The organism is Methylobacterium sp. C33D, from assembly GCF_053345825.1.
In genome coordinates this window covers 77,105-99,927 of sequence record NZ_JBKFAV010000025.1, presented here as the reverse complement: position 1 = coordinate 99,927, position 22,823 = coordinate 77,105, and the positions used below count along the sequence as shown (strand labels likewise).

Sequence of the window (22,823 nt, the reverse complement as noted above, 5' to 3'; positions counted from 1 at the left end):
CCTTCAACCGCCTCAAGGACTTTCGCCGGATCGCCACCCGCTACGACAAGCTCGCACGCAACTACGCCTCGGCCCTCGCTCTGGCCGCCGTCATCGCCTTCTGGTGCTGATCGAGTCCAAACCCTAGTCCGGGCGGTCGGACGACAACGGCACGTCGCAGCGCGGTCAGCGCGAATTCCTTGTGAAGCCGGTCGCCCGCCGCCCAGCCCACGACCCGTCGGGAGTACAGATCGAGGACCACCGCCAGGTACAACCAGCCCTCCCGCGTCCAGATGTAGGAGATGTCGCTTCCCCACTTGCGATCCGGCCCGGCCGCCGTGAAGTCCTGGTCGAGGTGGTTGGGCGCGACTGGAAAGGCGTGGCCGCTGTCCGTCGTGCGCCGGAAGCGGCGCGGCTGGCGGGCTTTGAGCCCGTTCTCCCGCATCAGCCGGGCCACGCGCCGCCGGCCTACCGCCAGGCCCTGCTCGCGCAGCTCGCGCGTCATGCGCGGGCTGCCATATGTCTCGTGCGAGAGCGTGAAGGCGGATCGGACGTGGGCAAGCAGCACCAAATCCTCGCGCTGCCGCGTCGAGGCCGGGCGGTTCTTCCAGGCGAAATAGCCGCTCGGAATGACGTCGAGGACCTTGCACAGGCGCGCGACCGGGAAGTCCTTCTTCGCCGCGTCGATGAGGCGGAACCTCATCGACTTCCCCCCTTGGCGAAACGTATGGCCCGCCCCGTCCGCAAGTGGCTCTGGATCCGCTGGTCTGAGCAGTCTGCATAAACGTATCCGGCCTTCCGGGCGCGCCGTTGGCCAAGATGGAGATCCGCGCGTTCAGGGCCTCATAAAAAGTTCGGCGTCGTACGCCATTTTCGCCAGGAGGCTGCCGGAACACCGGTCGACTGTCAGGCCATCTTCCTCTCACCGCTCGCAGACATCGGAAGGTCGGCGCACGTCTCGCCGGCCGAATTGCATTAAACAGCGACGGCGGCTGCCTCGTAGGTGCGTCCGTGACGCAGCAGGGCCCACACAATGCGCGCCAGCTTGGCTGCTAGCGCGACGACCGCTGTGTTGATGTGCGCCCGCGACAGCAGCCCGCGCAACCACTGACCGAGACGCGTCTCGCTCTGTCGCAGCGTCGGCAGCGCAGCCCGTGCACCCTGAATCAACGACTTGCGCAGATATTTGCTGCCGCGTTTGGTGATGCCGACAAGTTTGGGCCGGCCCCCGGTCGTCAACTGCCGGGGCACGAGGCCGAGCCAAGCTGCAAGGTCACGCCCCCGTGCAAAGGTAGCGACATCGCCGATGGCCGCCACGAGAGCCGTGGCGTTGAGCGCGCCGATCCCGGGGATCGTAGTCAGCCGACGCGCGTGTTCGTCCGATCGAGCCGTTTCGGCAAACTCGGCATCCAGCGCGGCGATGCGCTTGTCGAGATCCTGCCAGCGCTCCCGCACTTCGGCGACGAGAATACGCATGCGTGCTGAAAGCGCAGGCACGGCGGCCTCATCCATCAGAGAGGCAAGACAAGCTGCGAGCTTCGCACGACCTTGCGGCACGATGTGGCCACGCTCCAGGAGAACAGCACGGATCTGGTTCATCAGCGCCGTTCGCTCGCCGACGAGTTGGTCGCGCACCCGGTGCAGGGTCTGCATGTCGAGCTGAGCTTGCGACTTGAGGGTGACGAATCGCATGGTCGGCCGGGTCGCCGCCTCGGCGATGGCCTCGGCATCCCGGTCATCGTTCTTCTGCGCCTTGACGTAAGGCCGGACATACTCGGGCGACATCAGCCGAACGGTGTGACCCTGAGCCGCCAACGTGCGGCCCATGTGATGAGCACCGCAACACGCCTCCATGGCGACTACGCAGGCGGGTAGTTTCTCTCCGAAAGCAAGCACCGTCTCACGACGCATGCGTCGCCGCAGCACGACGCGGCCGTCGAGATCCAGCCCAACCACGCTGCAGCTGTTTTTGCCCAGATCGATACCGAGAACCGCGATGCTCATCGTCTTGCTCCATCCCTCGTGTCGGCGGCACTACAAAACTAGCAGTGCCGCTCGGTGAGGGGCGGGCCATCCATAAAAAGCCGTGGCCCGCTTCAGGATCTCCCGCTCCTGGCGCAGCACCTCGTTCTCGCGGCGCAGACGCTTGAGCTCGGCGGCCATGTCCTCCTGCCGGTCGGTCGGTGGGTTGTCCATCTCCCGCTCACGCCGACCGTCGATCCAGTTGCGCAGCGTCGAGAGCCCGACGCCGAGATCGGCGGCGACCTCCCGGCGGGACCGCCCACTCGTCTGCGCCAATCGCACCGCCTCAGCACGAAACTCAGGGGTAAAGGTCTGCTTCCGGTCTGCAATCGGAACCCTCCTCCTTCAGGAAAAGAGCTCTCCACTTTCTCGAGGCAAGTCCATCTGTCGCCTGTGCTTCATCGCGCGAGACAGCCCGCCGTAAAACGGGCCGTGCGCGGCGCGAGGCTTGCCGCCCTGCGGATCCCGGTGCGGCCCCTCCTGTCCAGTTCGGTCAAGCGGCACGCCGCGTCACCGGCTAGGTTGACAGGCCTCCCTCCGTTTAGCGGCTGCCGCGAAGGCCGTCATGACACGCTCCCGACCTTCCATCGCCGCCCTGATCCTGTCCTTGCTCGCCGGGCTATCAGGCGGGTTCACCAGCCTTGAGGCGCGTGAGCGTCCCGCGCAGGGCACCGTCACCATCCCCAGCGACGCAGAACTCAACCGGCTCGAACGCGAGGCGATCACCATGCCCCCGCTCGACGTGACCGGAACGCCGCCGGGCAGTGGAGACGGGACACGGGAACGGCGCGAGCGCCGCATCAAGCGGACATCGCCGGAGCGCGGCGGCGCCTGCGACGATTGCTGAACGGATTCGGGCGCGAGGCAGGGATGCAGGACGCCGAGCCCCTCATCGCCGATCACGACCTGACGAAGATGCGTGGTCCGGCGAATCCTGCACCGCGGCGCAGACGATGGAGCTGGGCCCTGCCGGCGGTCGGCTTGCTGCTGGTAGCCGCCGCCGGTTTTGCACTTGCCCATCTCTGGTCACCGCACGCCAATCTGCGCATCACGCTCGGGCCCCCCGGCAGCACGGCCGAACGCTTCATCACGGCCTTCGCGGCCGTCTCAAAGGTGCAGCATCCGCGCGTGAACCTCGAACTCGTCCGGGTCGACGATCTCGCGGGCAGCGCCAAGGCGCTGGAAGAGCGACGGACGGACCTTGCCATCGTGCGCAGCGACGCGGCGGTGCCGGCCAACGCCCAGACCATCGTGCTCCTGCGGCGGGACGTCGTCGCCTTTGTCCTGCCCCCGCACAGCCCCGTGACGTCGGTCGCCAATCTGGCGGGCAAGTCCGTCGGCATCGTGGCCGGGCCTCTGCAGGCCGCCAATGCGCGCCTCCTCGACATGGTGCTAAGCTTCTTCAACATCCCCGCAAAGGACGTCGAAAAGGTCGTTCTGCCGGTCGACGGGCTGGCTCAGTCCGTCCGGCAGAAGAAGCTGGCCGCCGTCCTGGCGGTCGGTCCGATGGCGCCCGGCGAGGTCGTCGACGTGGTCGCCGCGGTCGCACGCGCAACGAAGGGCACTCCCGGCGTCCTCGCGCTCGACGAGGCAGAGGCGATCGGCAAGCGGTTCCCCGGCCTCGACTCGATCGACGTGCCCAAGGGCGAGTTTCGGGCACGTCCCGCGACGCCGAGCGACTCCGTCACGACGCTGGCGGTCACTTTCCGGTTCGCTGCCTCGGAGTTGATGCCCAATGTCGTTGCGGCGGCGATCGCCCGGTCGATCCTGACGACCAAAGCCAAGCTCGCAGCGGTGACTCCGCTGGCCGCGCAGATCGAGGCGCCCGATCCGGACGACAAGAGCCCGATCCTGCCGGTCCATCCGGGCGTGGCCGCCTACCTGAGCAACGGAGACCAGAGCTTCTTCGACCAAGTCCAACAGTATTTCTACCTCGGCGGCCTCGTGATCAGCCTCGCCGGATCGCTCCTCGCCGCCGCCTCGGCGGGCTGGAACCGTCGCCGGTCGGAGGCGGAGTGGCGCCCCGTCCGACGGCTCGTGGAGATCGCCGACGCGGCGCCGGGGGTCGATCGCGCCGGGCTCGCCGCGCTGGAGGGCGAATATCGGGCGATCGTGTCGGGCATGCTGGGCTGTTCGTCCGGGGCTGTCAGCACTGACTGCCTGTCGGCCTTCTCGACGGCCCTGGCCCATGCCCGCCACGCCCTCGATCGCCGCGGCGCCAGTATCGATCCCGCAAGCCTCGGTTCGGAGACGGTGGCGGTCCCCCCCGCGCCGACGCTCGTCGTCGGGCGGTGACGGCGGGCGACGAGGGTGCGCCCGGCGCCGGTCAGCCGCTTCCTTCCCGAGCGGCGCCAACCTGTCCCTGCGCACGGAGCAGCAGGTCGCGCAGGCGTCCGGCGCCTAGCACGTGGCCGATCTCCTGGTAGGCGAAGTACGGGAGCAGCACCACGAACATGACCCAGGCGAAGGTTAGCACGCCCCGCGGGCCACCGGCCACCTCTGGCAGGACGGCGCCCGGTGCCTGTCCGTGCCAAGCCCCGAGCAGCACCTCCTCCAGTCCGTAGGCAGCCACCAGGACAGCCGTGAACAGGAGGGCGCGGTACAGCACCACGTAGACGAGGGGCCTGCGGCTGATGCGCCGGCCGAAGCTCAGCGATCCGAGCTTCGTCGCCTCGGCGATCAGCATGAACTTGGCCAGGACCAGGGCATTGATCAGCCCGAGCGCGTAGAAGTGGTAGCCTGGATAGTGCGGTATGTCGCGATCGATCCGGGCGTAGATGTTGATACTGAACACGATCAGGGTGCCGAAGACCACGATCAGGTAGGTGGCGAAGACGAGATATCGCTTCGCTTCGTCGGCAACCCGTTGCCACAGGGATACGGGCGGCTCGTGCGTGTCGGCGCCCGACCTCTCCCCGGGATCAGGAATGGCGGCCTCCCGAGAAGAGGCAGGGGGCATGGCTCGTCCTCCACGGGTTCCGTCCGCGCCATGCGGCACAGGTCCCGATTGCGCCTGTGAGGCCGCGGATCGGTTGACCGATCCGGGGCCTCACAGGGCTGAGTCAGGCCGCCAGCTTGACGGCGTGCTTGCTCTCGATCGTGCGCCGGATCAGGCGGCGGGTCCGCTCCGTGAAGGCGAGCTTGTCCGCCAGGCAGCTCTCCAGCAGGACGCCGACCCCGAAGTGCCCGCTCACGTCGGCCATGGCGACCAGGGCCACGTATTCGGCGATGCGCAGATGCATCAGGTGATTGGCCTTGATCAGAATGAACAGGGCCTTGGCGGCCGGGGCCTGGATCTCGGCCAGTTCGCGCCGAAAATCTTCGAGGAAGACTTCCTGCAATCGGCCGTTCCCCGTTATCGGTTTTTCGCCGATCAGCTGAAAGCAGCGGTCGAGCGACTTGATCATCTTGTCCTGGATAAAGGCGCGTGATTGAAGCGCCTCCTGGATCGCCGGATCCTGCGCGACCTGCCCAAGTTCCTCGTAGATCTTCGTCGCGCGTTCAGCGTGATGCCGCGCATCGCTCAGCATGCGCACGAAAAGCTCCTTCGGTGTCTTGACCGGCATGGCAATCTCCTCACCCTTCATGGCTGTCGATAGAGGCATCTCTCGAATGCCAGGATCGCTTCGTGCGCCATTGGCGCGACCGGAAGCAGCGTTCTGCCGGTCGCCGGGGCGAGCCCCTCGCTCACCGCGCTGAAGCGTGGGGCATTATGCATCCGCGCCGGGTCCCTGCTTGATCGGGCGAGACAGGAGCCGAGCCGGGCATCGGTCGCGCCCGGCGATTCAACCGCAGCAGGGAAAGACTACGCTCCTCAAGCGGGGTGCGCGTCACCGCGGATCAAGCGGCGTTGCCGGCTCGGCCTTACTCTGCGGTCGGTGCGTATCCGAGGCGGTCGGTGCGTATCCGAGGGGCAGAAGGCTTGATGCCGCGTTCAGCCCATCTCGGCAGATCCTTCTCCAGAGCGGAGATCATCCCATGAGGCTTGTACGGATTGCGTCCTTGGCCAGTGCTGCCCTGATCCTGAGCGGTCTGGCCGCCGAGGCGCGTGGTTTCCACGGCGGGGGCGGCTTCCGCGGCGGCGGAGTCCGTGCCGGCGGCTTCCATGGCGTCCGGGTCGGTGGGGTCGGCGGCTATCGCGGGGCGGCGGGTTACCGGGGCCGCTACGGCGCCGTCGGTCGCTATGGCGGGGTCGGTCGCTACGGCGCGGTGGGCCGATACGGTGGCGTCGGCCGTTACGGGTATGGCTATGGCCGCTACGGTTACGGCGCCCGACCCTACGGCTACGGCCTGGGTGCGGCGGCCGTCGGAGCTGCGGCTGCCGCCGGCTACGGCGCCACCTACGGCCGCTGCGGGCCTTACGCATATTACGATGCCTATGCGGGCGTCTGCCGTCCGTATTGAGGCCGTTGAACAAGGCCGGGGCCGTGCGGTCCCGGCTCCCGCTCCTCCGGCCTGAACCGGTGGCCCACTCGGCCCGATCCGGCAGACGGCCTCAGAACAGGTTGGGTCGAATGCCATGACCTTCCGATCTGTCGCCTCCCTCCTCGTAATCTTCTCAGGCGCGCCCGCTCTGGCCCAATCGTACGGCCTGCAGCAGCCGGCAGCCCTGTTTCACGGCAATTACTGCGGCCTCGGCAACAACGCCCCATTGCCGCCCATCGACGCGCTCGATGCCGCCTGCGCCCGCCACGACGCCTGCACCCCCGTGGGCCGGTTGCCGTCGCCGGCGTGCAATGCACGTCTCTATTGGGAAACGGACCGGATCTCGCGCGATCCGCGGCAACCGGACGACATTCGAGCGCTGGCGGGCTTCGTCGCCGCGGGCGCCGCCCTTCTGCCGTTCGACCCGAATGCGCCGGCCGTCGCCGTCAGGATTCCTGTCACCGCTCGCCCGATCTATCATGCCTACTGAAGTTCGCTTCGATGAAGTGGGCAGCGGTTCGAGGCGGGGGAGCGCGTCAGGGGTTCAGGAGCCGTACCCGAGTGCAGCGCGATCGAGTACGGCTCTAGAGCAGGCCTTCCGAGGCGGTCAGCGGCGGAATTTCCCCCGGTACCCGCCGACGTGACGTCCGTAGACGGCCCGGCCGCCATAGGCCCGACCGCCCCGATACACGCGCCCACCGCGGTAAACGGCCCCGCCCCGATAACCATACCGGGCACCGCCGGGGTAACCGTAGATCCCACCGCCCCGGTACCCATAAGCACCCGGCGCTCCGTAGACGTTGGGTCGACAGGCGCCATACGGCCCCCGGTGGAAGCCGGGGCCGCACCCGCCGGCGGCTTGCGCGGCCGCGATGCCGAAGCCGCCCGGTCCGGGCCCGTTCAGGCCCAGCAGTACACCGAGCGCGAGAGCTGAAAGCGATATGATCCGTGTCGAGCGCATGTGTCTCTCCTCCGTCACGATTTGCAACAATATCAAGCTAATTCATAAATTTGTCCGGCAAGAATGGCGAAAAATCTGATAATACTGAAGTTGCTGTCGGATGGTACATATGAATGATATTATAATCTCGGCCGATCTGTACAGCGTTCCAACCGAGGAAGGGCAGGGAGCATCGGGTCGGCGCCCGTCTCGGAAGGCCGGCACGTGAGCCTCCAGATGCTGGGCGTCATGTCGGACCAGCGTCGGAACGCGTGTGTGAACGCAGCCGCTTCGGAGAAGCCCAGACAGGCTGAGATCTGCGCCAACGTCATGTTGGTATCGGCCAGAAGCTGTTTTGCCGTCTCGAACCGGATCTGCGTGGTCACTGACCGGAAGCTCGTGCCCTCGGCCCTCAGACGACGGCTGAGCGTGCGCCTATGAACCGCGAAGTGGCGCGCCGCGGCCTGACTCGACCAAGGGTTCTGGATGAACTCCATGCGCAGAAGCCGCCGAAGCTGGTCAGACATCTGGAGTGGCTCCGTTCCCCCGATCTGTCGGATGCGGTGTTCCGCGATCTCGAGAACCGTCCGATCCGCGCCCGCGATCGGTTGTTCGAGAAGGCGTGAGGGAAACGCGATGGCTGCCCATTCCTGATCAAACCGGACGGGTCCGCGGAAGAAATGCCAATACGGATCTGTCTGGTTCGGCAGCGCACGCGGCAACAGGAGTTCCGACGGCGACCATTGGGCACCCAGCAGGGCGCGCATGATATTGACGATCGTGGCGAGCGCCCCCTCCGATTGGAGGCCCACCGCCGTCGCCCCGGCTTCGTAAGGGAAGTAATGAAGCAGCGCCAAGTCGGCCTCGACACAGAGTCTGACTGCGGAGCCGCACGTCCAGGCCCAGGGCCGTGTCTCTAGGACATGCAGCGCGTCGCCAACCGTTCCCGCATTTCGAACCAGCGCGCCGCTCGGCCCGAGCTTGGCGAGAACGATGCGCTGTCCCACGAGCAGACCGAGATGGCCGCACCCCGTCCGCTTCGCGCCCAGTTGAAGCAGCCGGCCGAGCGCGGCATTTGACGCTGGCGCGCCGTTTTCCCGGTATGCCCGCGAGTCGCAGTCGGCCTCGCAGAGGAGGGCGACGGGATCTGCGCCGAGTTCCGATAGGACCGCACAGGCTGCACTCGCAACGTCGCCATGGAGGTCGCCCAGACCTACCCCGGCGTCGGGGGGCTCGTCCCCGTCCGGCCGCCGATCGGCATCGGGTAAATCGAAAGCGTCTGCGCGCACTGGCGCGAGGCTGTTGGCCATCGCAGGAGACCGTTACTTCCCCGGTTCGGCGAAGTTGGCGCTATCCACGGCATAGACACATTGCGCTGGATCAATATGGCTATTTCCGCAGGATAATTCGTCAGTTTTGATTTATGAATACAATATTAGTTACAGGGCTCCGACCGGATCGCCCTGTGATGAAAACGAAGCTGGAGACGCGCGGCGGCGCGGGCTGACAGTTCGCGCCGACGCGCGTGGGCGGATCGCCTCGGCGGCCGCGTGGGCGTCCTGCCTGCGGGGCCGGCATCGAGGCCTTGTGATCCTGGCCAGGCAGGCCGCAGGGGCGGCCCTCGCGGGCCAAAGCGGGCATGCAAGCCTGTCCGGACGGCTGCCGATCTGGGGTCCGCGTCAGAACATCCCGCGGAATGCGCGGCGGATGCGGGCGCGTCCGATCCGGCCATCGCGCAGATGGGGCCGGAACAGCTTCCTGAGGGCGTAGACCGCAAGAGCGTACTCGGCCCTGCACCGCGCGGCGCGCGCCTTGGGCAGGGTACCGGCCTCGACGAGATAACCGAAGGTTTCGCGATCCGCGCCGTAGGCAAGGCAGAGCAGGTTGTAGAGGCGCTGCCCCGCGAGGCTGTGATCATCGGCCAGCACCGCTTGGTCCGCGGCCTCCTCGGCGGCTTGGCTGCGCAGCAGATGGGCCGTGCCGTCGACCGCGTGCCGCGCCTGGGCGGGCGGCAATTCGAGCAAGATCAGGGCGGCGAACTGGTCGGCCGCGTCCTCCTCTCGGCCGAGCACGGGCACGTCGAGCAGATCGTACAGGGCATGACCGAGTTCGTGGAGGAAGATCTGCGCGACGGCGCCGAAGATCGCGTCGTGCTGGCTCAACCCGGGCTCGGCTGGGCTTCCGGACGCACGATCGCGCACCTCCTGAATATACTCGTAGCAGACCGTGACCGTCCGGTTCTCGGGCGCGTACCACGCGTTGGGCTCGCCGCAGACCGACAGACGCAGGGTCAGCGCGCGCGGCGGACGCACGCCACGGACGATCGCCTGAAGGCCTTCCAGAACACGGCGCGCCCTGAGGTCGCGATGGAGCGCACGCGTCTCTTCGTTCGCGGGGCGTTGATAGACGATCCGGATCGCCGCGCCCCGTGATCGGGCCGCCTGGACCGGCATCGCGCCGATGACGAGCATCAGGCTCGCGGCGAATCCGACGGCGCATCGCATTTAACACTCTCTGGACCGCGCGCCTCACTGCGACAGGACGCGCACGATCCGGTGCGACTCGAGATCGACGATGACGGCCTTCTCGTCCGGTGAGATGAAGTAGCCGTAATAGCCCGACGGGATCAGGCCCGGGATCGACTGATTGCGCAGGGATCCCATCTCGATCCAGGAGGGGACTTCGCTGCCGATCCCGACCCGGCGGCCGATCCCGTTCTCCGTGGTGTACCGCGGTCCTGTCTCGAACAGGGCCGCGACCGTGACCGGGACACCGCCGAGCTCGATCTCCCCGGTCATCCCGCCGCGCGGATTGACCTTCAGGGCAAGCGGCTGCGCCTGAAGCGGCGCGCAGATCGCCATTGCGACGAGGCCGAGGGCGATCTTTGACAATATTCGCGACTCGATTTCAGTCTCTATAGACATGATGACCTCCACGCCGGGTCCGCAGACGCGGGTGCGTGCCTAGATCTCGCGGAACCTTAAATCATCCCAAGGTGCGTGCTTGATCAGAAGCGACAGGGGCCGGCCGTGCCGGTTCCACGGAGACCGACCGGGCGCTTCGTCGTCAGGCCGGGCGGGGCCGCGACGACCGAGGTGGGGTTGAAGCCCGCACACCCGCGATGGAGGCCCGCCGCCGAGCGGCCGGCCTCGGGCTGGATCGGGTCGGGGGCCGCACCGGCGGGTCCGATCGGCGGGGTAGGAGAAGGCAGAGCCCTCGGCAGCCGTGATCCGGACGTCCTCGCACGGAACGAGGCAGCCCTGACACAACTGGGCTGCCTCGAGCGCTTGGTCGTCGTGTTCGGTGCGTCGCCTCTCGTCGAGGACCCCGGCGCCCCTCAGACGATGCGCGGCACGCGGCGTGTTGGTCCCGGACGCGCCTGCCGGCGCACGCGTCCCGACCCGTAACTCTCTGAGGATCGCTCCCGATAGCGGCGGCCCCGAGAGTCTCGATTCGCCGGGCTCCTCGCGCCGAGCCCGTGCTTCCATCGACGGACGGTGTTCTAGCCGCCTGCGACCTTCTCGGGCTCCTCCTCCTCGATCGTCTTCCCGAGACCGAGCCAAGCCTTCATCGCCGCGGGCAGCGAGCGGGCAGTCTTCTTCTTCAGCCGGTCCGGAGCGCGCGCAGCATCCAGCCGGGACGCCGCCACATCCATCCCGAGAGCGTCGGCCTGCCGCCCGATCGCCAGGGCACCCTCGAGGGTGGCGAGCCCCTTGTCGAAGGAGGCCGTATCCCAATGCATCCGGTCGTTTCCGACGCGCCGGTCGATGTACCGGGCGCGCGCCAGCTCGACTGCCCGCGCGTCCGCACACGCCAGGCGGGTCACGAACGGCAGCAAGCGCCGCCGCTCCTCGTCAGTCGCCTCGTCGTTCAGGCGCATGGCCAACTGGCAGATCGGGCGCGAGAAGCAGTTCGGCATCCGGCTGACCGAAGCCACCGGCTGGTACGGGAAGCCGCAGGCGACGATGGCCGCCTCGTTGATACAGGTCCCGCCGTCGGGGCCGGGGAACTGGTGCGAGCCCCGAAGAAGCTTCCAGTTCAGGAGGTGATCGAAGTCGTCCATGGCGGCGAATTCCTTCGACTGCGTTCTGACACCGAATCTGATTTGATCGCACGGGATCTCTTGTCGCCCGTGTTAGATCGTCGGTCGGCTTCGGGAAGTCGGCCGGAGTCACATCATCCGTTCGCTACTGTGGCTCATCCGGCGCGCGACGTGATCGGTCCGGTGCCAGGGCTGGCCGAAGATCAGCCAAGCCAATCCGAAGCCGACACCGCCGGCAGCGAACAGCGCCGTCAGCGCGGCCGGATCCAAGCCGTTGACCATGTGGCGCCTCGACGGGTGTTCATCCTGTCCTGGCGGGATCGCCTGCCGCGACACGTTGGGGTCTTTCGCGACGTTGTGCAGGACCCGTCTGAGATGGTCGGAGATTTGGCCGGCGAGCCGGTCGTCCTCTGGGAGACGCTCGCCCCGTCTGTCCTCGGACTCGATGACGTCGTGGAAATGGCCGCTCGTCATAGCGAATCTCCATGGCTGTCCGCGGATTATTCGGCGGTCGGGCGATCTCTTCTCAGCGGGTCTGAACGCTCGTCTGAGGCGCGGGCGACGACGCGGTCCTCAACGGCGCGGACGCCCGGCACCGACCGGGTCGCGCGCTCCGCCGGGGCCGGCACGGCAACCCGCCAGGATGACCTGATTGCCCGAGACACTGATCGTGATCGCGTCGGCCTCGATCATCCCGCCCGGTCGCAAAGCCACCAGCTCCTGCCCTTCACGGTCATCGCGTCCCTCCTGGCTCTCCTCCGGAGGGTTTCCCACGGAGCCTGCCGCGGACTCTGCGCGCCCGGCGCCGGCGGGCCTTGATCTAGCGCAATGCCGACGCGTCCGGCTCGACGGCGGCTCGCGGCCGCCGGCGAAAGGTCAGACCCGTGCCGTCCCAGAGCACGGTGCCGGTGTGGCCGCGCGGGACCTTGGCGACCCGACCGGTGAGGGCGTCGTTGGCGCCGAAGAGGCGGTCGCACGGCACGCTCGTCGGCCTCAGGCCCGGGGCCCGCCGCGTCGGCGTCGCGCCGCGCCGCGCGGGTGCTCTGCGACTCGCGCCTCACGTCCATGTCGGCCTCCCGATTGCGGATGCGGGGGATCGTGCAGGCGGCCGGGATCGACGGCGTTGAGGTGGATCAAGGCGGCCCGGGACCGCGTCGCCAGGATGCCTCGCGTCAGCAGGACGGGAGCGAACGATGGCCCTGGTGCTCCGAACCACCTTGATCACGACGGTCGGCCGCGCGCGGGGGCCGGCCTCGCTCAGACCGAAGAACGACGCCGGTCGCCGGGTCGTCGCCGATGCGGCCCGCTACCGGTCCATCGGCAGCCTGCAGGCGCTGGGGCTCGCCGTCGCGGGCGCGGCGGTGACGCCGGCGCTCCTGTGGCTGGCCCTCTGAGGGACGCGGCCGAGATCGGGGAGATGGGCGATGGACGACAAGACCGTGCACCAACACGTGCTCGACGAGCTGACCTACGCGCCGATGATCGACGCCGCGCAGATCGGCGTCACCGTCGAGAACGGCATCGTCACCCTCAGCGGGCATGTCCGGAGCTACGCCGAGAAGGGCATCGCCGAGCGCGTCGCGCTGCGGGTCCGCGGCGTCCGGGCCGTGGTCGAGCAGATCGAGGTCCGCTACCCGGACAATCCCGCCATCGGCGACGAGGCCCTGGCCGAGCGCTGCGCCCGGGTCCTCGAATGGGACGTGCAGATCCCGGACGAGGCGGTGACGCTCAAGGTCGAGCGGGGCTGCGTCACGCTCCAGGGATGCGTGCCCCATTACCACCAGAAGGCGGCAGTCGATCAGGCGCTGCGGCGGCTCGCGGGCGTCACCGACATCGTCAACCTCATCGCGGTCAGGCCGTCGGTGCGGCCGTCCGAGATCAAGGACAAGATCTTGGCGGCGCTGAAGCGGAGCGCGCGCGATCCCGACACGATCCGCGTCCACGTCGACGGTGACACGGTGATCCTGGACGGCTGCGTCGACGTCTGGAGCGAGCGCGAGCTGGCCGAGCGCGCCGCGTGGTCAGCCCCCGGCGTGCGCGCCGTCGAGGACCGCCTGACACTCGCGTGAGGTCGGTCCGGTGCGGGCCGTGGTCCACGCGGACGCGGCGGCAGACCCGACACGCGAGCCGGTCCCGGCACGGACGCGCGCACGGATCGGCTCGGCGCCCTCTCCGGGAGCCGCCACGCACGTGCCCCGATCCGCCCGGCCACGCGGGCCGGTCCCGGGCCGGTCCCCAATCCACCCCGTTGAGCTGGATCAAAGCCCGGGCCGCGCGCGCGGGCCAGGGTGCCTCTGCCGGGCCGATCGCCCGGTCACGGGAGGCGATCATGCGGATCTCCAACATCTTGGTCTCGGTCGATCTCGGCGCGGCCGCCGCGGACCGCGTCCGGCTCGCCGCCGACATCGCCGCGCGCTTCGAGGCCACCCTGACCGGCGTCGCCGCGCGGCAGCTCGTCACCATGATCCCGGTCGAGAGCGCCGACGCGTCGGAGCGCGTCTTCGAGATCGAGGAGACGCGGGCGAAGGAGGAGTTGGCCGAGGCGCGGGCGCTGTTCGCCCGCGAGGCGGGCGACCGGGTCAGGACCGCGTGGCGGGGCGTACTGGCCGAGCCCCTGGCCTACCTGGTCGAGCAGGCCCGCGCCGCCGACCTCGTCGTGGTGGGCCGCCTCGGCCCGGCCGACGGCGACCCCGGGTTGATGGGCGTCGCCGCAGGGGGCCTGCTGATGGAGGTGGGGCGGCCGGTCCTCGTCGCACCGCCCGGGATCGAGCGCCTCGCCGCCAAGCGGGTCGTCGTGGCCTGGAAGGATACCCGCGAGGCCCGCCGCGCCGTCCACGACGCCTTGCCGTTCCTGGTCCGGGCCGATCAGGTCCACGTCGCGGTGGCCGGTCAGGACGCGCGACGGGACGGTGCGGCCGACGTCGCCGCGTACCTCGCGAGCCACGGCGTCAGCGCCGCCACCCACCTGCTGCACCAGCCCGCGATCGGCGCCGCGGACGAGATCCTCCGGTTCGCCCGGCGGGAGGACGCGGACCTCATCGTCATGGGTGCCTACGGCCATTCCCGACTGCGCGAGTGGGTCTTCGGGGGCGCCACGCGCGACATGCTCCAGGGCACGTCCCTCTGCTGCCTGATGAGCCACTGATGCGCGCGGCCCCGATCCTGCGCGCCGCCGTCCTGGCACCCGCGCTCGTCCTCCTCGCCGCGCCCGCGGCGGCCTGGGACCGGCAGGTGCGACAGGGCGAAACCCTCGCCCGGACCAGCTGCGCCCGGTGCCACGCGGTGGGGCGTGTCGGGGACAGCCCGCTGCGCGCCGCGCCGCCGTTCCGCGACCTGCACAAGCGCTACCCGGTCGAGGATCTCGCCGAGGCGCTCGTCGAGGGCATCCGGACCGGCCACCCGAGCATGCCCGAGTTCCGCTTCGACCCGGATCAGGCGCAGGACCTGATCGCCTACCTGAAATCCCTGGACCGCTGAGGAAGAACCGCGATGTATCTCCGCTGTCTTCTCGTCCCGACCGGGCCGGGGCTCGACGCCACGCATCGGCTGGACGCCGCGCTGCGGCTCGGCCGGCGCCTGCACGCGCACATCGCCGTCGCCTTCGTGGCGCCGGGCCCCGAGCACGTGCTCGCCGGCATGGCGAGCCTCGCGCACGTGGACGGCACCACCATCGAGGCCATCCGGCAGGGGGTGCGGGAGGCGGCGGCCGACGGCAGGGCGGCCCTGGCGGCGTGGTGTGCCCGGGAGGGCGTACCCCTCGTCGCGGGCTCCGATCGCCTGGACGCCACCTTCGCGACCTGGACCGAGCTGTCGGGGGAGGTCGAGCCGATCCTGACGCTGCGCGGGCGGGTCAACGACCTCGTCATCGTCGACCGGCCCGATCCGGCGCGCGCCTTCACCACCCGGGCGCTCGACACGGCCCTGTTCGCGATCGGGCGACCGACGCTGATGGTCGGCGAGGCGGTCCCGTACGACCTGCTCGATCACGTCGTGGTCGCCTGGAACGGCAGCCTGGAGGCCACGCGTCTGATCTCCCAATCCATCGCGCTGCTGCACGACGCCGCCCGCGTGACAGTCGTCCACGCGCCGACCGAGCGCTTCGAAGAGGCGCGCGCGGCCGACCTCTGCGCCTACCTGCGCTGGCACGGGATCACCGCGGAGGCCGTCAGCCTGCCGGTCGACGACGGGACGCCGGTCGGCGCGGCGATCCTGGCCGAGGCGGAGCGGCGGAACGCCTCCATGCTGGCGCTGGGCGCCTACACCCACAGCCGCGTGCGCGAGTTCCTGCTGGGCGGCGTGACCCGCCACGTGACCGAACACGCGCGCATCCCGGTGCTTATGACGCACTGAGCGCGCGCTTCGCCGCCGATCCTCCCCGGTCCTCGATGCCGCCGCGGGTGTCGGGATACCCCGCGGGCGGGTCGGCCGGCGCGTCTCCGCCGAGGGTGAGTTGCCGGGCAGGGGTCACGGCTACCGATCAGCCCGCGCGTTCGCAGGCGGATCGTTCGACACCCGCGAGGGGGCGGAGGCGAAGGGCGTCACCGCGTCTGGAAGCGCGCGATCAGGCCCGGGGCCGCCTCGCGGATCAGCCCGAGGAAATTGTCGATGACCGGATTTCGCCGCTTGTGATGCAGCGCGTAGACGTCGGCCGACAGGAAGGGCGGCTCGATCGGCAGGACGACGACGTCCGGATGCCTCGGTCGGCCGACGAATTCCGGGATGATGGCGAGGCCGAAGCCCGCCGCGACCAGGTTGATCAGCGACGAAGCCTCGCGGACCTGCTGCGAGATCCGCGGGGTGAACCCCTTCTGAATGCAGCCTTGGTAGATCTCCGCGGCGAAGCGCGAGCTGTCGAGGCCGAGCGAGATCAGCGGCTCGCTGCGGAGGATGTCGACCGGGACGCTCCGATTGTCGGCGAGGGCGTGCTCGCGCGGCACGGCCACGCAGAGCCGTTCCGGCCACGCCATCTGGGCGACAAGGTCCGGGTCCTCGGGGGGACTGCGCAGGAAACTCAGATCCGTCCGGTTCGCCTTGAGGGCCACGATCTGGTCGGCCGGCGCCATCTCGTGGATGCGCACGTCCACCGCCCGGAAGCGCTGCTCGAAGGCCCGGATCAGGCATCCCGCCGGTCCCGCGAGGACGGAACTCGTCATGCCGATGTTGAGGATGCCGGCCGTTCCGGTGCCGATCGTCCGCGCCCGGTCGACGGCGTCGGCCACCTGCGCGAGGACCGCCCGCGCGTTCCCGAGGAAGTCCTCGCCGGCGGCGGTCAGGACGACGCGTCGGCTCGAGCGCTCGAACAGGTTGACGCCGATCTCCACCTCGAGATCGCGGATCTGCTGGCTCAACGGCGGTTGCGACACGCCCAGGCTCTGGGCGGCGGCGGTGAAGCTGAGATGCTCCGCCACGGCAGCGAAGTAGCGAAGATGCCGGAGCTCCATCGGCGAAACCATAGGAATTTCGAATGAATTGGAGCACGGAAGCCATTTTGCGTCTAGACGCTCGCCGGCACGCGGTTCGACCAGCGCGTTCCGTGCCCGCTGGCCCCGTGATAGGGCCGGCCGGCATCCATGACCGTCGCGCGCGGGCCCGCCGCGGGCCGGCACGGCCGTCAGCGCGGTCAAGTCTCGCCGGGGTGGAGTCCGACGCGCTCCGCGGCGAAGCGCTCGCGGAGCCAGGCCGCGGCGGGGCCGCAGGGGCGCTGCTTGTGCCAGACCAGTTCGAGGGCGATCGGCCAGTCGCCCTGATCGAACTGGAGGTCCGGCGTCACGAGGTACGGCGCCGTGAGGGACGCGGCGATGACGTGGTCGGTGACGAAGGCCCAGCCGATCCCGTGCTTCACCATCTCCAGGATGACCCAGTGGCTCTCCACCCACCACACCTCGGCGGCGACCCGCAGGCGGCGCTTCTCCGCCCCGTCGCCGCGGGCGGCCACGAGGATCTGGCGGTGGCGCTTCAGTTCCTCCCACTCCACCCGCGCCTTCGCGAGCGGGTGATCGCGACCGCAGACGAGCTTGAGCGGCACCCAGCCGATGGTCTGGAACCCGAGTTCCGTGGGAAGCTCCTCCTGCCGCCACATGACGCCCAGGTCGGCGGCGCCCGACTGAACCATGCGGCTGACATCCTCCATCAGCGGGAAGAGCAGCTCCAGTTCCACGAAAGGGAAGCGCCGGGCGAAGCTCGCGAAGAGGGCGCCGAGGGCGTGCTCGGGGTAGAGCTCGTCGATGGCGACCACCAGCCGGTTCTCGACCCCCTGCTCCAGGCTGCTCGCGACGCCGATCAGGTGCTCCCGCCGGTCGAGCACCACGCGGGCCTCCAGCAGCAGCCGCTCCCCCGCCGGGGTCAGCACCGGGTTCCGGCCCGCGCGGCTGAACAGCGCCAGCCCCAGATCCGCCTCGAGGTTGGCCACCTGCGTGCTGACGGCCGACTGCGCCTTCCGGAGCACCCGCGCCGCGCCCGAGAAGGATCCGGCCTCCGCCGCGGCCACGAACGCCTGGAGCTGGTCGAGCGACACCGCCATCTATCGGATTCTCAGATAGTTCCTAACTTGCGGATCGCCTTGTCGCAGATGAGAGAGCGGCCGATCAATCCGCCTCTCGAGAGCGAGACCATGCGCACCACCCGCGACCGTATCCGCCACGCCGTCCTGTTCGAGGTGATCGGCCTGCTCCTCATCGTCCCCCTCGGGACCGCGGCCTTCGGCCTGCACACCGCCGACATGGGCGTGATCGGCATCGGCAGCGCCCTCGTCGCGACGAGCTGGAACTACGCCTACAATCTCGGCTTCGATCGGGCGATGCAGCAGCTCGCCGGCCACACCCGCAAGACCCTCGTCCTGCGGGTCGCCCACGCCGTGCTGTTCGAGGCGGGACTGCTCATGATCCTGCTGCCGCCGATCGCGTGGTACCTCGGCATCGGCCTGGTCGAGGCCTTCTTCATGGATCTCGCGATCGCGGCGTTCTACGTGGCCTACGCCTTCGTGTTCAACCTGGCCTACGATCGAACCTTCCCGCTGCCGGGCTGGGCTGACGCGGCCGTCGAGCCGTCCCGCTGACGGGGGCTGACGGAGCCGCGTGGGGAAGCGATCGATCCTCCGCGCGGGCGAGATCGGCCGTCTTCGGGCCGTGTTGAGACTCCGCGCGTGCGGGACCGGCGGCGCGCTGCTACCGCGGCATCAGCGCGGTGAGCGCCTTCTGGAGCAGGTCGGGCCGGACCGGTTCGCGGATCAGAGGGACCCCGCCGTCCAAGGCCTCCCGCAAGCGGACGGGCGCCGTGTCGCCGGTGATGAGGATCGCTTCCTGCGCCACGCCGGATCCTGTCCGGAGTAACCGCACAGGCGCCGTCACCGGGCATAGACCAGTCCATCTGGACTGGTCCACGGAGCCGTCCAGGTCAGCTAAGCTCCTGTCCGAGGAATTCGATCGGCCGATCTCGGTCGCTCTAGCGTCCGGCCTTGCGTCCGGCCGAACTTTCGTGGCCGCCCGGCGGGCGCGGCCCCGGCCGCGCGGCGCCCGGTCCGTGAAGGTCTGATCCGGTGCCGAGCCAGAGCCCGTCCGGGGCGGCCTCGATCGCGAACAGGCGCAGGGCGCGGAACGACCAGCCCGGCGAGACGGCCCCGTCTCGGAGGTCGAACGAGGCCTGGTGCCGGGGGCAGAGCAGCCGGCCCGCGACGCAGCGGCCGAGGGCGAGGTCGGCCCCTTCGTGCGGGCAGGCGCGCTCGGCGGCGACGATCCGGGCCCCGGCCCGGACGAGGAGCAGCCGGTGGCCGCCCGCGGCGACCGGGAGCAGATCCCGGTCGCCGAGAAGGTCGATGGGGCCGAGGCGGATCCGGCCCGCCGGATCCCGCTCAGCCACCGAGATAGGCGTCCCGGACGTGGGGATCGGCGATGAGGTCCTGCCCGCGCCCCTCGAGAACGATCCGGCCGGTCTCGAGCAGGTAGGCGTAGTCGCAGAGTTCGAGGGCCGCGAAGGCGTTCTGCTCGACGAGCAGCACGGTCGTGCCGGCGTCGCGGATCGCCCCGATCACCGCGAACATCCGCTCGACAATGTTGGGGGCGAGCCCCAGGGAGGGCTCGTCGAACAGCACGAGCTTCGGGCGCCCCATCAGCGCGCGGCCGATCGCCAGCATCTGCTGCTCGCCGCCCGACAGCGTGCCGGCCGCTTGGTCGCGGCGCTCCGCGAGGCGCGGGAACTCCCCGTAGATGCGCTTCAGGTCCGCCGCGACCGCCGCCCGGTCGCGGCGCAGATAGGCGCCCATGGCGAGGTTCTCGGCGACCGTCATCTGCGGGAAGACTCGCCGGCCCTCCGGGCAGTGGGCGATGCCCGCCGCCAGGATCCGGCGGGGCTCGGCCCCCGCGATGTCCCGGCCGTCGAACCGGATCGCGCCGGAGCGCGGCGGGACGAGGCCCGAGATCGCCCGGAGCGTCGTGGACTTGCCGGCCCCGTTCGCACCGACGAGGGCCACGAGCTGGCCCTCGCGCACGTCGATCGTCAGCCCCTTCAGCGCCGTGACGTGGCCGTAGCCGCAGACGAGGTCGCGGATCTCAAGCATGGACCGCCTCCTGCGCGGCGGCGGCGGCCTGCCGGGCGGCGCTGCCCTGGCCGAGATAGGCCTCGATCACCGCCGGGTCGGTGCGGATCCGGTCCGGCGGCCCCTCGGCGATCAGGCGCCCGTAGTTGAGGACGACGATGCGGTCGGAGACCTCCATAACCATCGGCATGTCGTGCTCGACCAGCAGGATGGTGACGCCGCGCTCGCGGATCTGCCGGACCAGCCGCACGAAGACCCGCGTCTCGGAGGCGTTCATCCCCGAGACCGGCTCGTCGAGGAGCAGCATGGCGGGCTCGGTGGCGAGCGCCAGCGCCACCCCGACGAGGCGCTGCTCCCCGTAGGCGAGGGCACCGGCCTTCTCGTGTGCCCGGCCGGCGAGCCCGACCCAGTCGAGGAGCGCCGCGGCGCGGGTGCGCAGCTGCCGCTCGCCGGCCCCCGCGCGGCCGAGGAGCGCGTCGAGAACGGGCGCGCGGCCCGCCGCGGCGCCCATCTGGTGCAGGCCGATCATCACGTTGTCGAACACCGTGTCGTCCGGGAAGACGCTGGTGCGCTGGAACGTGCGGGCGAGGCCGAGCCGCGCGATCGCGTGCGGCGGCAGGCCCTTCAGGGACGTGCCGCGGAATCGGACATCGCCCTGGCTGGGCTTGAGGAAGCCGGTCATCACGTTGAAGGCCGTCGTCTTGCCGGCCCCGTTCGGGCCGATCAGGCTGACGATCTCGCCCGCATGGACGTCGAAATGCAGGTCGGCGATGGCGACGAGACCGCCGAAGCGCACGCCGACATGCTCGACCGAGAGGATCGCGCTCATCGCTGCACCGCCGGATTGACCTCGAGGACGGGCGCGGCCGGGGCCGGCCGCCGGCGGCCGAGCAGCGCCGCCAGACCCGGCACGATGCCCCGCGGCATCACGAACAGGATCACGATCAGCACGAGGCCGTAGACGATCCACTGCGCCTCCGGCGCCATGACCGGACGGAGCGCCACCGGCAGCAGGCCGAAGATCAGGCCGCCGACGACCGGGCCCATCAGGGTGCCCTTGCCGCCCGCCACCACCATGATGACCATGCTGACCGTGGTGGCGAACAGGAACACGTCGGGATCGATGATCCGCAGGTAATGGGCGTAGAGGCTGCCGGCCGCGCCGGCCATCGCGGCCGAGATCACCGCCGCCACCGTCAGCGTGCGGGTGGCGTTGATGCCGACCGAGAGCGCCAGCGGCTCGTTCTCCTTGAGGCCCCGCATCGCCCGGCCGAAGCGCCCGCCGACTAGGCGGGCGATCACGGCGTAGCAGAGCGTGCCCACGGCCAGCACGAGGTAGTAGTTCTGGAGCTTGGTCTTGAGGGTCCACATCCCGAGGCCGGGCAGGCCGAGGGTGATGGCCGGGATGTTGGTCAGCGCCAGCGGCCCCTGCGTCAGCTCCACCCAGTTGAGCGCCACGAGCCGCACGACCTCGGCGAACGAGATCGTCACGATCACGAAGTAGGCGCCCCGCACCCGGAAGGAGAGCCGCCCGATCAGGTACCCGCAGCCGCCCGCCGCCACCGTCGCCAGCAGGAGGCCGGCCACCGCCGGCCAGGGCTCGTGGACCGCGCGGATTCCGAAGCCGAGATCCACGTCGAAGCCGAGGCTGGTCAGCGCGCTGACATAGGCGCCGATCCCGAAGAACGCGATGTGGCCGAGACTGAGCTGCCCGGTGAAGCCGAGGAGCAGGTTCAGGCTCATGGCGCCGATCGTCAGGATGCCCGTCACGATCAGCGCGTTGAGGAGGTAGGGGTTGGCGCCGAGCCCAAGGGGCAGGACCACGAGGCCGGCGAGCAGGGCGAGGGGGAGGAGCCGGATCATCCGATGCGCTCCGCCTTGGCGAACAGTCCGGTGGGCCTGCAGAGCAGGACCGCGATGATGATCAGGAAGCCCATCGCGTCCCGGTAGCCGGAGGAGACGTAGCCGGCGCCCAGCTCCTCGGCGAGCGCCAGGATGAAGCCGCCGATCGCCGCGCCGGTGACGTTGCCGAGCCCGCCCAGGATGACGATGGCGAAGGCCTTCAGCTCGGCGAGGCCGCCCATCTGCGGGAACACCACGTAGACGGGCCCGAGCAGGGCGCCGGCGGCCGCGGCGAGCGACGAGCCGAGGGCGAAGGTGGCGGTGTAGATCCGGCGGACATCGACGCCCATCAGCGCCGCCGTGTCGGAATCCTGGAAGGCGGCGCGCATGGCGAGCCCGAGCTTGGTCCGGTTGATCAGCGCGTAGGTGAGCGCGATCAGCGCGAGCGCCGCCCCGAGCACGAACAGCCGCAGCCACGACACCGAGACCGGGCCGACCTGGAGCGGCGCCTCGGGGAAGGGCGAGGGGATCGCCTTGGCGACGCCGCCGAAGGTCCAGAGCGTGCCCGATTGCAGGATGATGCCGGCGCCGATCATCACCAGCATGGTGGTGTCGATGTCCGAGCCCCGGAACGGGCGCAGCAGCACGAGCTCGATCGCGGCCCCGAGCAGGAGCCCCCCGAGGATCGCCACCGGCAGCGCCAGGAAGAAGTTCAGGCCGAGGGCGGCGACAGCCAAGTACATCACGTAGGCGCCGACCGTGTAGAGCGCGCCGTGGGTGAAGTTCACGACGTTCATGATCCCGAAGATCAGCGTCAGGCCGATCCCCAGCAGCGCGTAGGTGCCGCCGAGGATGAGCGCGTTGACGAGGTGCTGGATCAGTTCGGTCATGAGCTTCTCCTGGCAGGTCGCGTGCCGGATGACCGGCGCCTCATGCCCTGCGGGGACACGGGGATTGCCAATTCGGGACCAGGCATCGCGCGTCTCCCTGTCCGGCAGCTACGACGTTCGCGCATTTCTGGTCGCGACGCGCTCTCCTCCCCC

The 22,823-nt window shown here is 69.7% G+C and carries 28 protein-coding genes and 3 pseudogenes; 11 read left to right on the top strand and 20 right to left on the bottom strand.

What is annotated here, in order from left to right; genetic code table 11:
• Positions 1-110 (top strand): annotated as a pseudogene (locus ACLBXO_RS20355) (IS5/IS1182 family transposase); the annotation flags it as partial.
• 11 nt (positions 111-121) lie between these two features.
• Here ACLBXO_RS20355 and ACLBXO_RS20350 read toward each other — a convergent pair.
• The 3 genes and pseudogenes from ACLBXO_RS20350 to ACLBXO_RS20340 all read right to left on the bottom strand — a co-directional run.
• Positions 122-703: pseudogene (locus ACLBXO_RS20350) on the bottom strand (IS3 family transposase); the annotation flags it as partial.
• Positions 704-954: 251 nt separating this feature from the next.
• Positions 955-1,983, bottom strand: coding sequence for an IS110 family transposase (locus ACLBXO_RS20345; RefSeq protein ID WP_447686486.1), 1,029 nt, complete (start codon positions 1,981-1,983; stop codon positions 955-957).
• Positions 1,984-2,055: 72 nt separating this feature from the next.
• Positions 2,056-2,331 (bottom strand): annotated as a pseudogene (locus ACLBXO_RS20340) (transposase); the annotation flags it as partial.
• Between the two features lie 235 nt (positions 2,332-2,566).
• Here ACLBXO_RS20340 and ACLBXO_RS20335 point away from each other — a divergent pair.
• On the top strand, positions 2,567-2,848 hold the full coding sequence (locus ACLBXO_RS20335; RefSeq protein WP_447686485.1) for a hypothetical protein: 282 nt from the start codon (positions 2,567-2,569) through the stop codon (positions 2,846-2,848).
• Between the two features lie 23 nt (positions 2,849-2,871).
• Positions 2,872-4,296 (top strand): TAXI family TRAP transporter solute-binding subunit, encoded by a 1,425-nt coding sequence (locus ACLBXO_RS20330; RefSeq protein WP_447686484.1) that lies wholly within the window; start codon positions 2,872-2,874, stop codon positions 4,294-4,296.
• Between the two features lie 31 nt (positions 4,297-4,327).
• On the opposite strand, the gene ACLBXO_RS20325 is transcribed toward ACLBXO_RS20330, so the two are convergent.
• Positions 4,328-4,960 carry a hypothetical protein gene (locus ACLBXO_RS20325; RefSeq protein ID WP_447686483.1) on the bottom strand — a complete coding sequence of 211 codons (633 nt, stop codon included), beginning with the start codon at positions 4,958-4,960 and terminating at the stop codon, positions 4,328-4,330.
• 103 nt (positions 4,961-5,063) lie between these two features.
• Entirely contained in the window at positions 5,064-5,567 is a 504-nt protein-coding gene (locus tag ACLBXO_RS20320) for a DUF892 family protein (protein WP_447686482.1), read from the bottom strand.
• A gap of 412 nt (positions 5,568-5,979) precedes the next feature.
• On the opposite strand from ACLBXO_RS20320, the gene ACLBXO_RS20315 reads away from it, so the two are divergent.
• Both ACLBXO_RS20315 and ACLBXO_RS20310 read left to right on the top strand, forming a co-directional pair.
• On the top strand, positions 5,980-6,405 hold the full coding sequence (locus ACLBXO_RS20315; protein WP_331315803.1) for a hypothetical protein: 426 nt from the start codon (positions 5,980-5,982) through the stop codon (positions 6,403-6,405).
• 115 nt (positions 6,406-6,520) lie between these two features.
• Positions 6,521-6,916 (top strand): hypothetical protein, encoded by a 396-nt coding sequence (locus ACLBXO_RS20310; protein WP_331315801.1) that lies wholly within the window; start codon positions 6,521-6,523, stop codon positions 6,914-6,916.
• A gap of 117 nt (positions 6,917-7,033) precedes the next feature.
• Here ACLBXO_RS20310 and ACLBXO_RS20305 read toward each other — a convergent pair whose 3' ends face one another.
• The 7 genes from ACLBXO_RS20305 to ACLBXO_RS20275 form a co-directional block, all read right to left on the bottom strand.
• Positions 7,034-7,387, bottom strand: a complete 354-nt coding sequence (locus ACLBXO_RS20305) for a GCG_CRPN prefix-to-repeats domain-containing protein (protein WP_419539358.1) — start codon at positions 7,385-7,387, stop codon at positions 7,034-7,036.
• A gap of 119 nt (positions 7,388-7,506) precedes the next feature.
• On the bottom strand, positions 7,507-8,676 hold the full coding sequence (locus ACLBXO_RS20300; RefSeq protein WP_447686481.1) for an AraC family transcriptional regulator ligand-binding domain-containing protein: 1,170 nt from the start codon (positions 8,674-8,676) through the stop codon (positions 7,507-7,509).
• A 369-nt stretch (positions 8,677-9,045) separates the two neighbouring features.
• Positions 9,046-9,837, bottom strand: a complete 792-nt coding sequence (locus tag ACLBXO_RS20295; protein ID WP_447686480.1) for a DUF4344 domain-containing metallopeptidase — start codon at positions 9,835-9,837, stop codon at positions 9,046-9,048.
• 57 nt (positions 9,838-9,894) lie between these two features.
• Positions 9,895-10,257 (bottom strand): hypothetical protein, encoded by a 363-nt coding sequence (locus ACLBXO_RS20290; protein ID WP_447686479.1) that lies wholly within the window; start codon positions 10,255-10,257, stop codon positions 9,895-9,897.
• Between the two features lie 611 nt (positions 10,258-10,868).
• Positions 10,869-11,429 (bottom strand): hypothetical protein, encoded by a 561-nt coding sequence (locus ACLBXO_RS20285; RefSeq protein WP_331315794.1) that lies wholly within the window; start codon positions 11,427-11,429, stop codon positions 10,869-10,871.
• A 108-nt stretch (positions 11,430-11,537) separates the two neighbouring features.
• Entirely contained in the window at positions 11,538-11,882 is a 345-nt protein-coding gene (locus ACLBXO_RS20280; RefSeq protein WP_447686478.1) for a hypothetical protein, read from the bottom strand.
• A 346-nt stretch (positions 11,883-12,228) separates the two neighbouring features.
• Positions 12,229-12,390 (bottom strand): hypothetical protein, encoded by a 162-nt coding sequence (locus ACLBXO_RS20275; RefSeq protein WP_331315791.1) that lies wholly within the window; start codon positions 12,388-12,390, stop codon positions 12,229-12,231.
• A 211-nt stretch (positions 12,391-12,601) separates the two neighbouring features.
• On the opposite strand from ACLBXO_RS20275, the gene ACLBXO_RS20270 reads away from it, so the two are divergent.
• From ACLBXO_RS20270 to ACLBXO_RS20250, 5 genes are all read left to right on the top strand, one after another.
• Positions 12,602-12,802: a hypothetical protein gene (locus ACLBXO_RS20270; protein WP_447686477.1), complete on the top strand. Its 201-nt coding sequence runs from the start codon at positions 12,602-12,604 to the stop codon at positions 12,800-12,802.
• A 30-nt stretch (positions 12,803-12,832) separates the two neighbouring features.
• Positions 12,833-13,477, top strand: coding sequence for a BON domain-containing protein (locus ACLBXO_RS20265; protein WP_331312262.1), 645 nt, complete (start codon positions 12,833-12,835; stop codon positions 13,475-13,477).
• Positions 13,478-13,737: 260 nt separating this feature from the next.
• A complete protein-coding gene (locus tag ACLBXO_RS20260; protein ID WP_331312261.1) occupies positions 13,738-14,553 on the top strand; it encodes a universal stress protein in 816 nt (271 codons plus the stop codon).
• Positions 14,553-14,885, top strand: a complete 333-nt coding sequence (locus ACLBXO_RS20255) for a c-type cytochrome (RefSeq protein WP_331312260.1) — start codon at positions 14,553-14,555, stop codon at positions 14,883-14,885. The genes ACLBXO_RS20260 and ACLBXO_RS20255 overlap by 1 nt, the downstream gene beginning before the upstream one ends.
• A 12-nt stretch (positions 14,886-14,897) precedes the next feature.
• Positions 14,898-15,758 carry a universal stress protein gene (locus tag ACLBXO_RS20250; RefSeq protein WP_331312259.1) on the top strand — a complete coding sequence of 287 codons (861 nt, stop codon included), beginning with the start codon at positions 14,898-14,900 and terminating at the stop codon, positions 15,756-15,758.
• A 188-nt stretch (positions 15,759-15,946) separates the two neighbouring features.
• Here the strand turns inward: ACLBXO_RS20250 and ACLBXO_RS20245 are convergent, their stop codons facing one another.
• Positions 15,947-16,861, bottom strand: coding sequence for a LysR family transcriptional regulator (locus ACLBXO_RS20245; protein WP_447686476.1), 915 nt, complete (start codon positions 16,859-16,861; stop codon positions 15,947-15,949).
• A gap of 167 nt (positions 16,862-17,028) precedes the next feature.
• Entirely contained in the window at positions 17,029-17,928 is a 900-nt protein-coding gene (locus ACLBXO_RS20240) for a LysR family transcriptional regulator (RefSeq protein ID WP_447686475.1), read from the bottom strand.
• Between the two features lie 90 nt (positions 17,929-18,018).
• On the opposite strand from ACLBXO_RS20240, the gene ACLBXO_RS20235 reads away from it, so the two are divergent.
• The gene (locus tag ACLBXO_RS20235) at positions 18,019-18,462 is read left to right on the top strand and encodes a PACE efflux transporter (protein WP_447686474.1); all 444 of its coding nucleotides are present in this window, start codon (positions 18,019-18,021) and stop codon (positions 18,460-18,462) included.
• Between the two features lie 109 nt (positions 18,463-18,571).
• On the opposite strand, the gene ACLBXO_RS20230 is transcribed toward ACLBXO_RS20235, so the two are convergent.
• From ACLBXO_RS20230 to ACLBXO_RS20205, 6 genes are all read right to left on the bottom strand, one after another.
• Positions 18,572-18,715: a hypothetical protein gene (locus ACLBXO_RS20230; RefSeq protein ID WP_447686473.1), complete on the bottom strand. Its 144-nt coding sequence runs from the start codon at positions 18,713-18,715 to the stop codon at positions 18,572-18,574.
• A gap of 133 nt (positions 18,716-18,848) precedes the next feature.
• A complete protein-coding gene (locus ACLBXO_RS20225) occupies positions 18,849-19,262 on the bottom strand; it encodes a Rieske (2Fe-2S) protein (RefSeq protein ID WP_447686472.1) in 414 nt (137 codons plus the stop codon).
• Positions 19,255-19,959, bottom strand: a complete 705-nt coding sequence (locus ACLBXO_RS20220) for an ABC transporter ATP-binding protein (RefSeq protein ID WP_447686471.1) — start codon at positions 19,957-19,959, stop codon at positions 19,255-19,257. Before ACLBXO_RS20220 ends, ACLBXO_RS20225 begins: the two co-directional genes overlap by 8 nt.
• Positions 19,952-20,767, bottom strand: coding sequence for an ABC transporter ATP-binding protein (locus ACLBXO_RS20215; RefSeq protein WP_447686470.1), 816 nt, complete (start codon positions 20,765-20,767; stop codon positions 19,952-19,954). The genes ACLBXO_RS20220 and ACLBXO_RS20215 overlap by 8 nt, the downstream gene beginning before the upstream one ends.
• Positions 20,764-21,801: a branched-chain amino acid ABC transporter permease gene (locus ACLBXO_RS20210; protein ID WP_447686469.1), complete on the bottom strand. Its 1,038-nt coding sequence runs from the start codon at positions 21,799-21,801 to the stop codon at positions 20,764-20,766. The genes ACLBXO_RS20215 and ACLBXO_RS20210 overlap by 4 nt, the downstream gene beginning before the upstream one ends.
• Positions 21,798-22,670, bottom strand: a complete 873-nt coding sequence (locus tag ACLBXO_RS20205) for a branched-chain amino acid ABC transporter permease (RefSeq protein ID WP_331312250.1) — start codon at positions 22,668-22,670, stop codon at positions 21,798-21,800. Before ACLBXO_RS20205 ends, ACLBXO_RS20210 begins: the two co-directional genes overlap by 4 nt.
• Positions 22,671-22,823 lie beyond the last annotated feature (153 nt).

Coding starts and splice junctions, on each gene's coding strand:
- ACLBXO_RS20345 (WP_447686486.1), bottom strand. CDS start 1,983: ATGAGCATCGCGGTTCTCGGTATCGATCTGGGCAAAAACAGCTGCAGC.
- ACLBXO_RS20335 (WP_447686485.1), top strand. CDS start 2,567: ATGACACGCTCCCGACCTTCCATCGCCGCCCTGATCCTGTCCTTGCTC.
- ACLBXO_RS20330 (WP_447686484.1), top strand. CDS start 2,872: ATGCAGGACGCCGAGCCCCTCATCGCCGATCACGACCTGACGAAGATG.
- ACLBXO_RS20325 (WP_447686483.1), bottom strand. CDS start 4,960: ATGCCCCCTGCCTCTTCTCGGGAGGCCGCCATTCCTGATCCCGGGGAG.
- ACLBXO_RS20320 (WP_447686482.1), bottom strand. CDS start 5,567: ATGCCGGTCAAGACACCGAAGGAGCTTTTCGTGCGCATGCTGAGCGAT.
- ACLBXO_RS20315 (WP_331315803.1), top strand. CDS start 5,980: ATGAGGCTTGTACGGATTGCGTCCTTGGCCAGTGCTGCCCTGATCCTG.
- ACLBXO_RS20310 (WP_331315801.1), top strand. CDS start 6,521: ATGACCTTCCGATCTGTCGCCTCCCTCCTCGTAATCTTCTCAGGCGCG.
- ACLBXO_RS20305 (WP_419539358.1), bottom strand. CDS start 7,387: ATGCGCTCGACACGGATCATATCGCTTTCAGCTCTCGCGCTCGGTGTA.
- ACLBXO_RS20300 (WP_447686481.1), bottom strand. CDS start 8,676: ATGGCCAACAGCCTCGCGCCAGTGCGCGCAGACGCTTTCGATTTACCC.
- ACLBXO_RS20295 (WP_447686480.1), bottom strand. CDS start 9,837: ATGCTCGTCATCGGCGCGATGCCGGTCCAGGCGGCCCGATCACGGGGC.
- ACLBXO_RS20285 (WP_331315794.1), bottom strand. CDS start 11,429: ATGGACGACTTCGATCACCTCCTGAACTGGAAGCTTCTTCGGGGCTCG.
- ACLBXO_RS20280 (WP_447686478.1), bottom strand. CDS start 11,882: ATGACGAGCGGCCATTTCCACGACGTCATCGAGTCCGAGGACAGACGG.
- ACLBXO_RS20270 (WP_447686477.1), top strand. CDS start 12,602: ATGGCCCTGGTGCTCCGAACCACCTTGATCACGACGGTCGGCCGCGCG.
- ACLBXO_RS20265 (WP_331312262.1), top strand. CDS start 12,833: ATGGACGACAAGACCGTGCACCAACACGTGCTCGACGAGCTGACCTAC.
- ACLBXO_RS20260 (WP_331312261.1), top strand. CDS start 13,738: ATGCGGATCTCCAACATCTTGGTCTCGGTCGATCTCGGCGCGGCCGCC.
- ACLBXO_RS20255 (WP_331312260.1), top strand. CDS start 14,553: ATGCGCGCGGCCCCGATCCTGCGCGCCGCCGTCCTGGCACCCGCGCTC.
- ACLBXO_RS20250 (WP_331312259.1), top strand. CDS start 14,898: ATGTATCTCCGCTGTCTTCTCGTCCCGACCGGGCCGGGGCTCGACGCC.
- ACLBXO_RS20245 (WP_447686476.1), bottom strand. CDS start 16,861: ATGGTTTCGCCGATGGAGCTCCGGCATCTTCGCTACTTCGCTGCCGTG.
- ACLBXO_RS20240 (WP_447686475.1), bottom strand. CDS start 17,928: ATGGCGGTGTCGCTCGACCAGCTCCAGGCGTTCGTGGCCGCGGCGGAG.
- ACLBXO_RS20235 (WP_447686474.1), top strand. CDS start 18,019: ATGCGCACCACCCGCGACCGTATCCGCCACGCCGTCCTGTTCGAGGTG.
- ACLBXO_RS20220 (WP_447686471.1), bottom strand. CDS start 19,959: ATGCTTGAGATCCGCGACCTCGTCTGCGGCTACGGCCACGTCACGGCG.
- ACLBXO_RS20215 (WP_447686470.1), bottom strand. CDS start 20,767: ATGAGCGCGATCCTCTCGGTCGAGCATGTCGGCGTGCGCTTCGGCGGT.
- ACLBXO_RS20210 (WP_447686469.1), bottom strand. CDS start 21,801: ATGATCCGGCTCCTCCCCCTCGCCCTGCTCGCCGGCCTCGTGGTCCTG.
- ACLBXO_RS20205 (WP_331312250.1), bottom strand. CDS start 22,670: ATGACCGAACTGATCCAGCACCTCGTCAACGCGCTCATCCTCGGCGGC.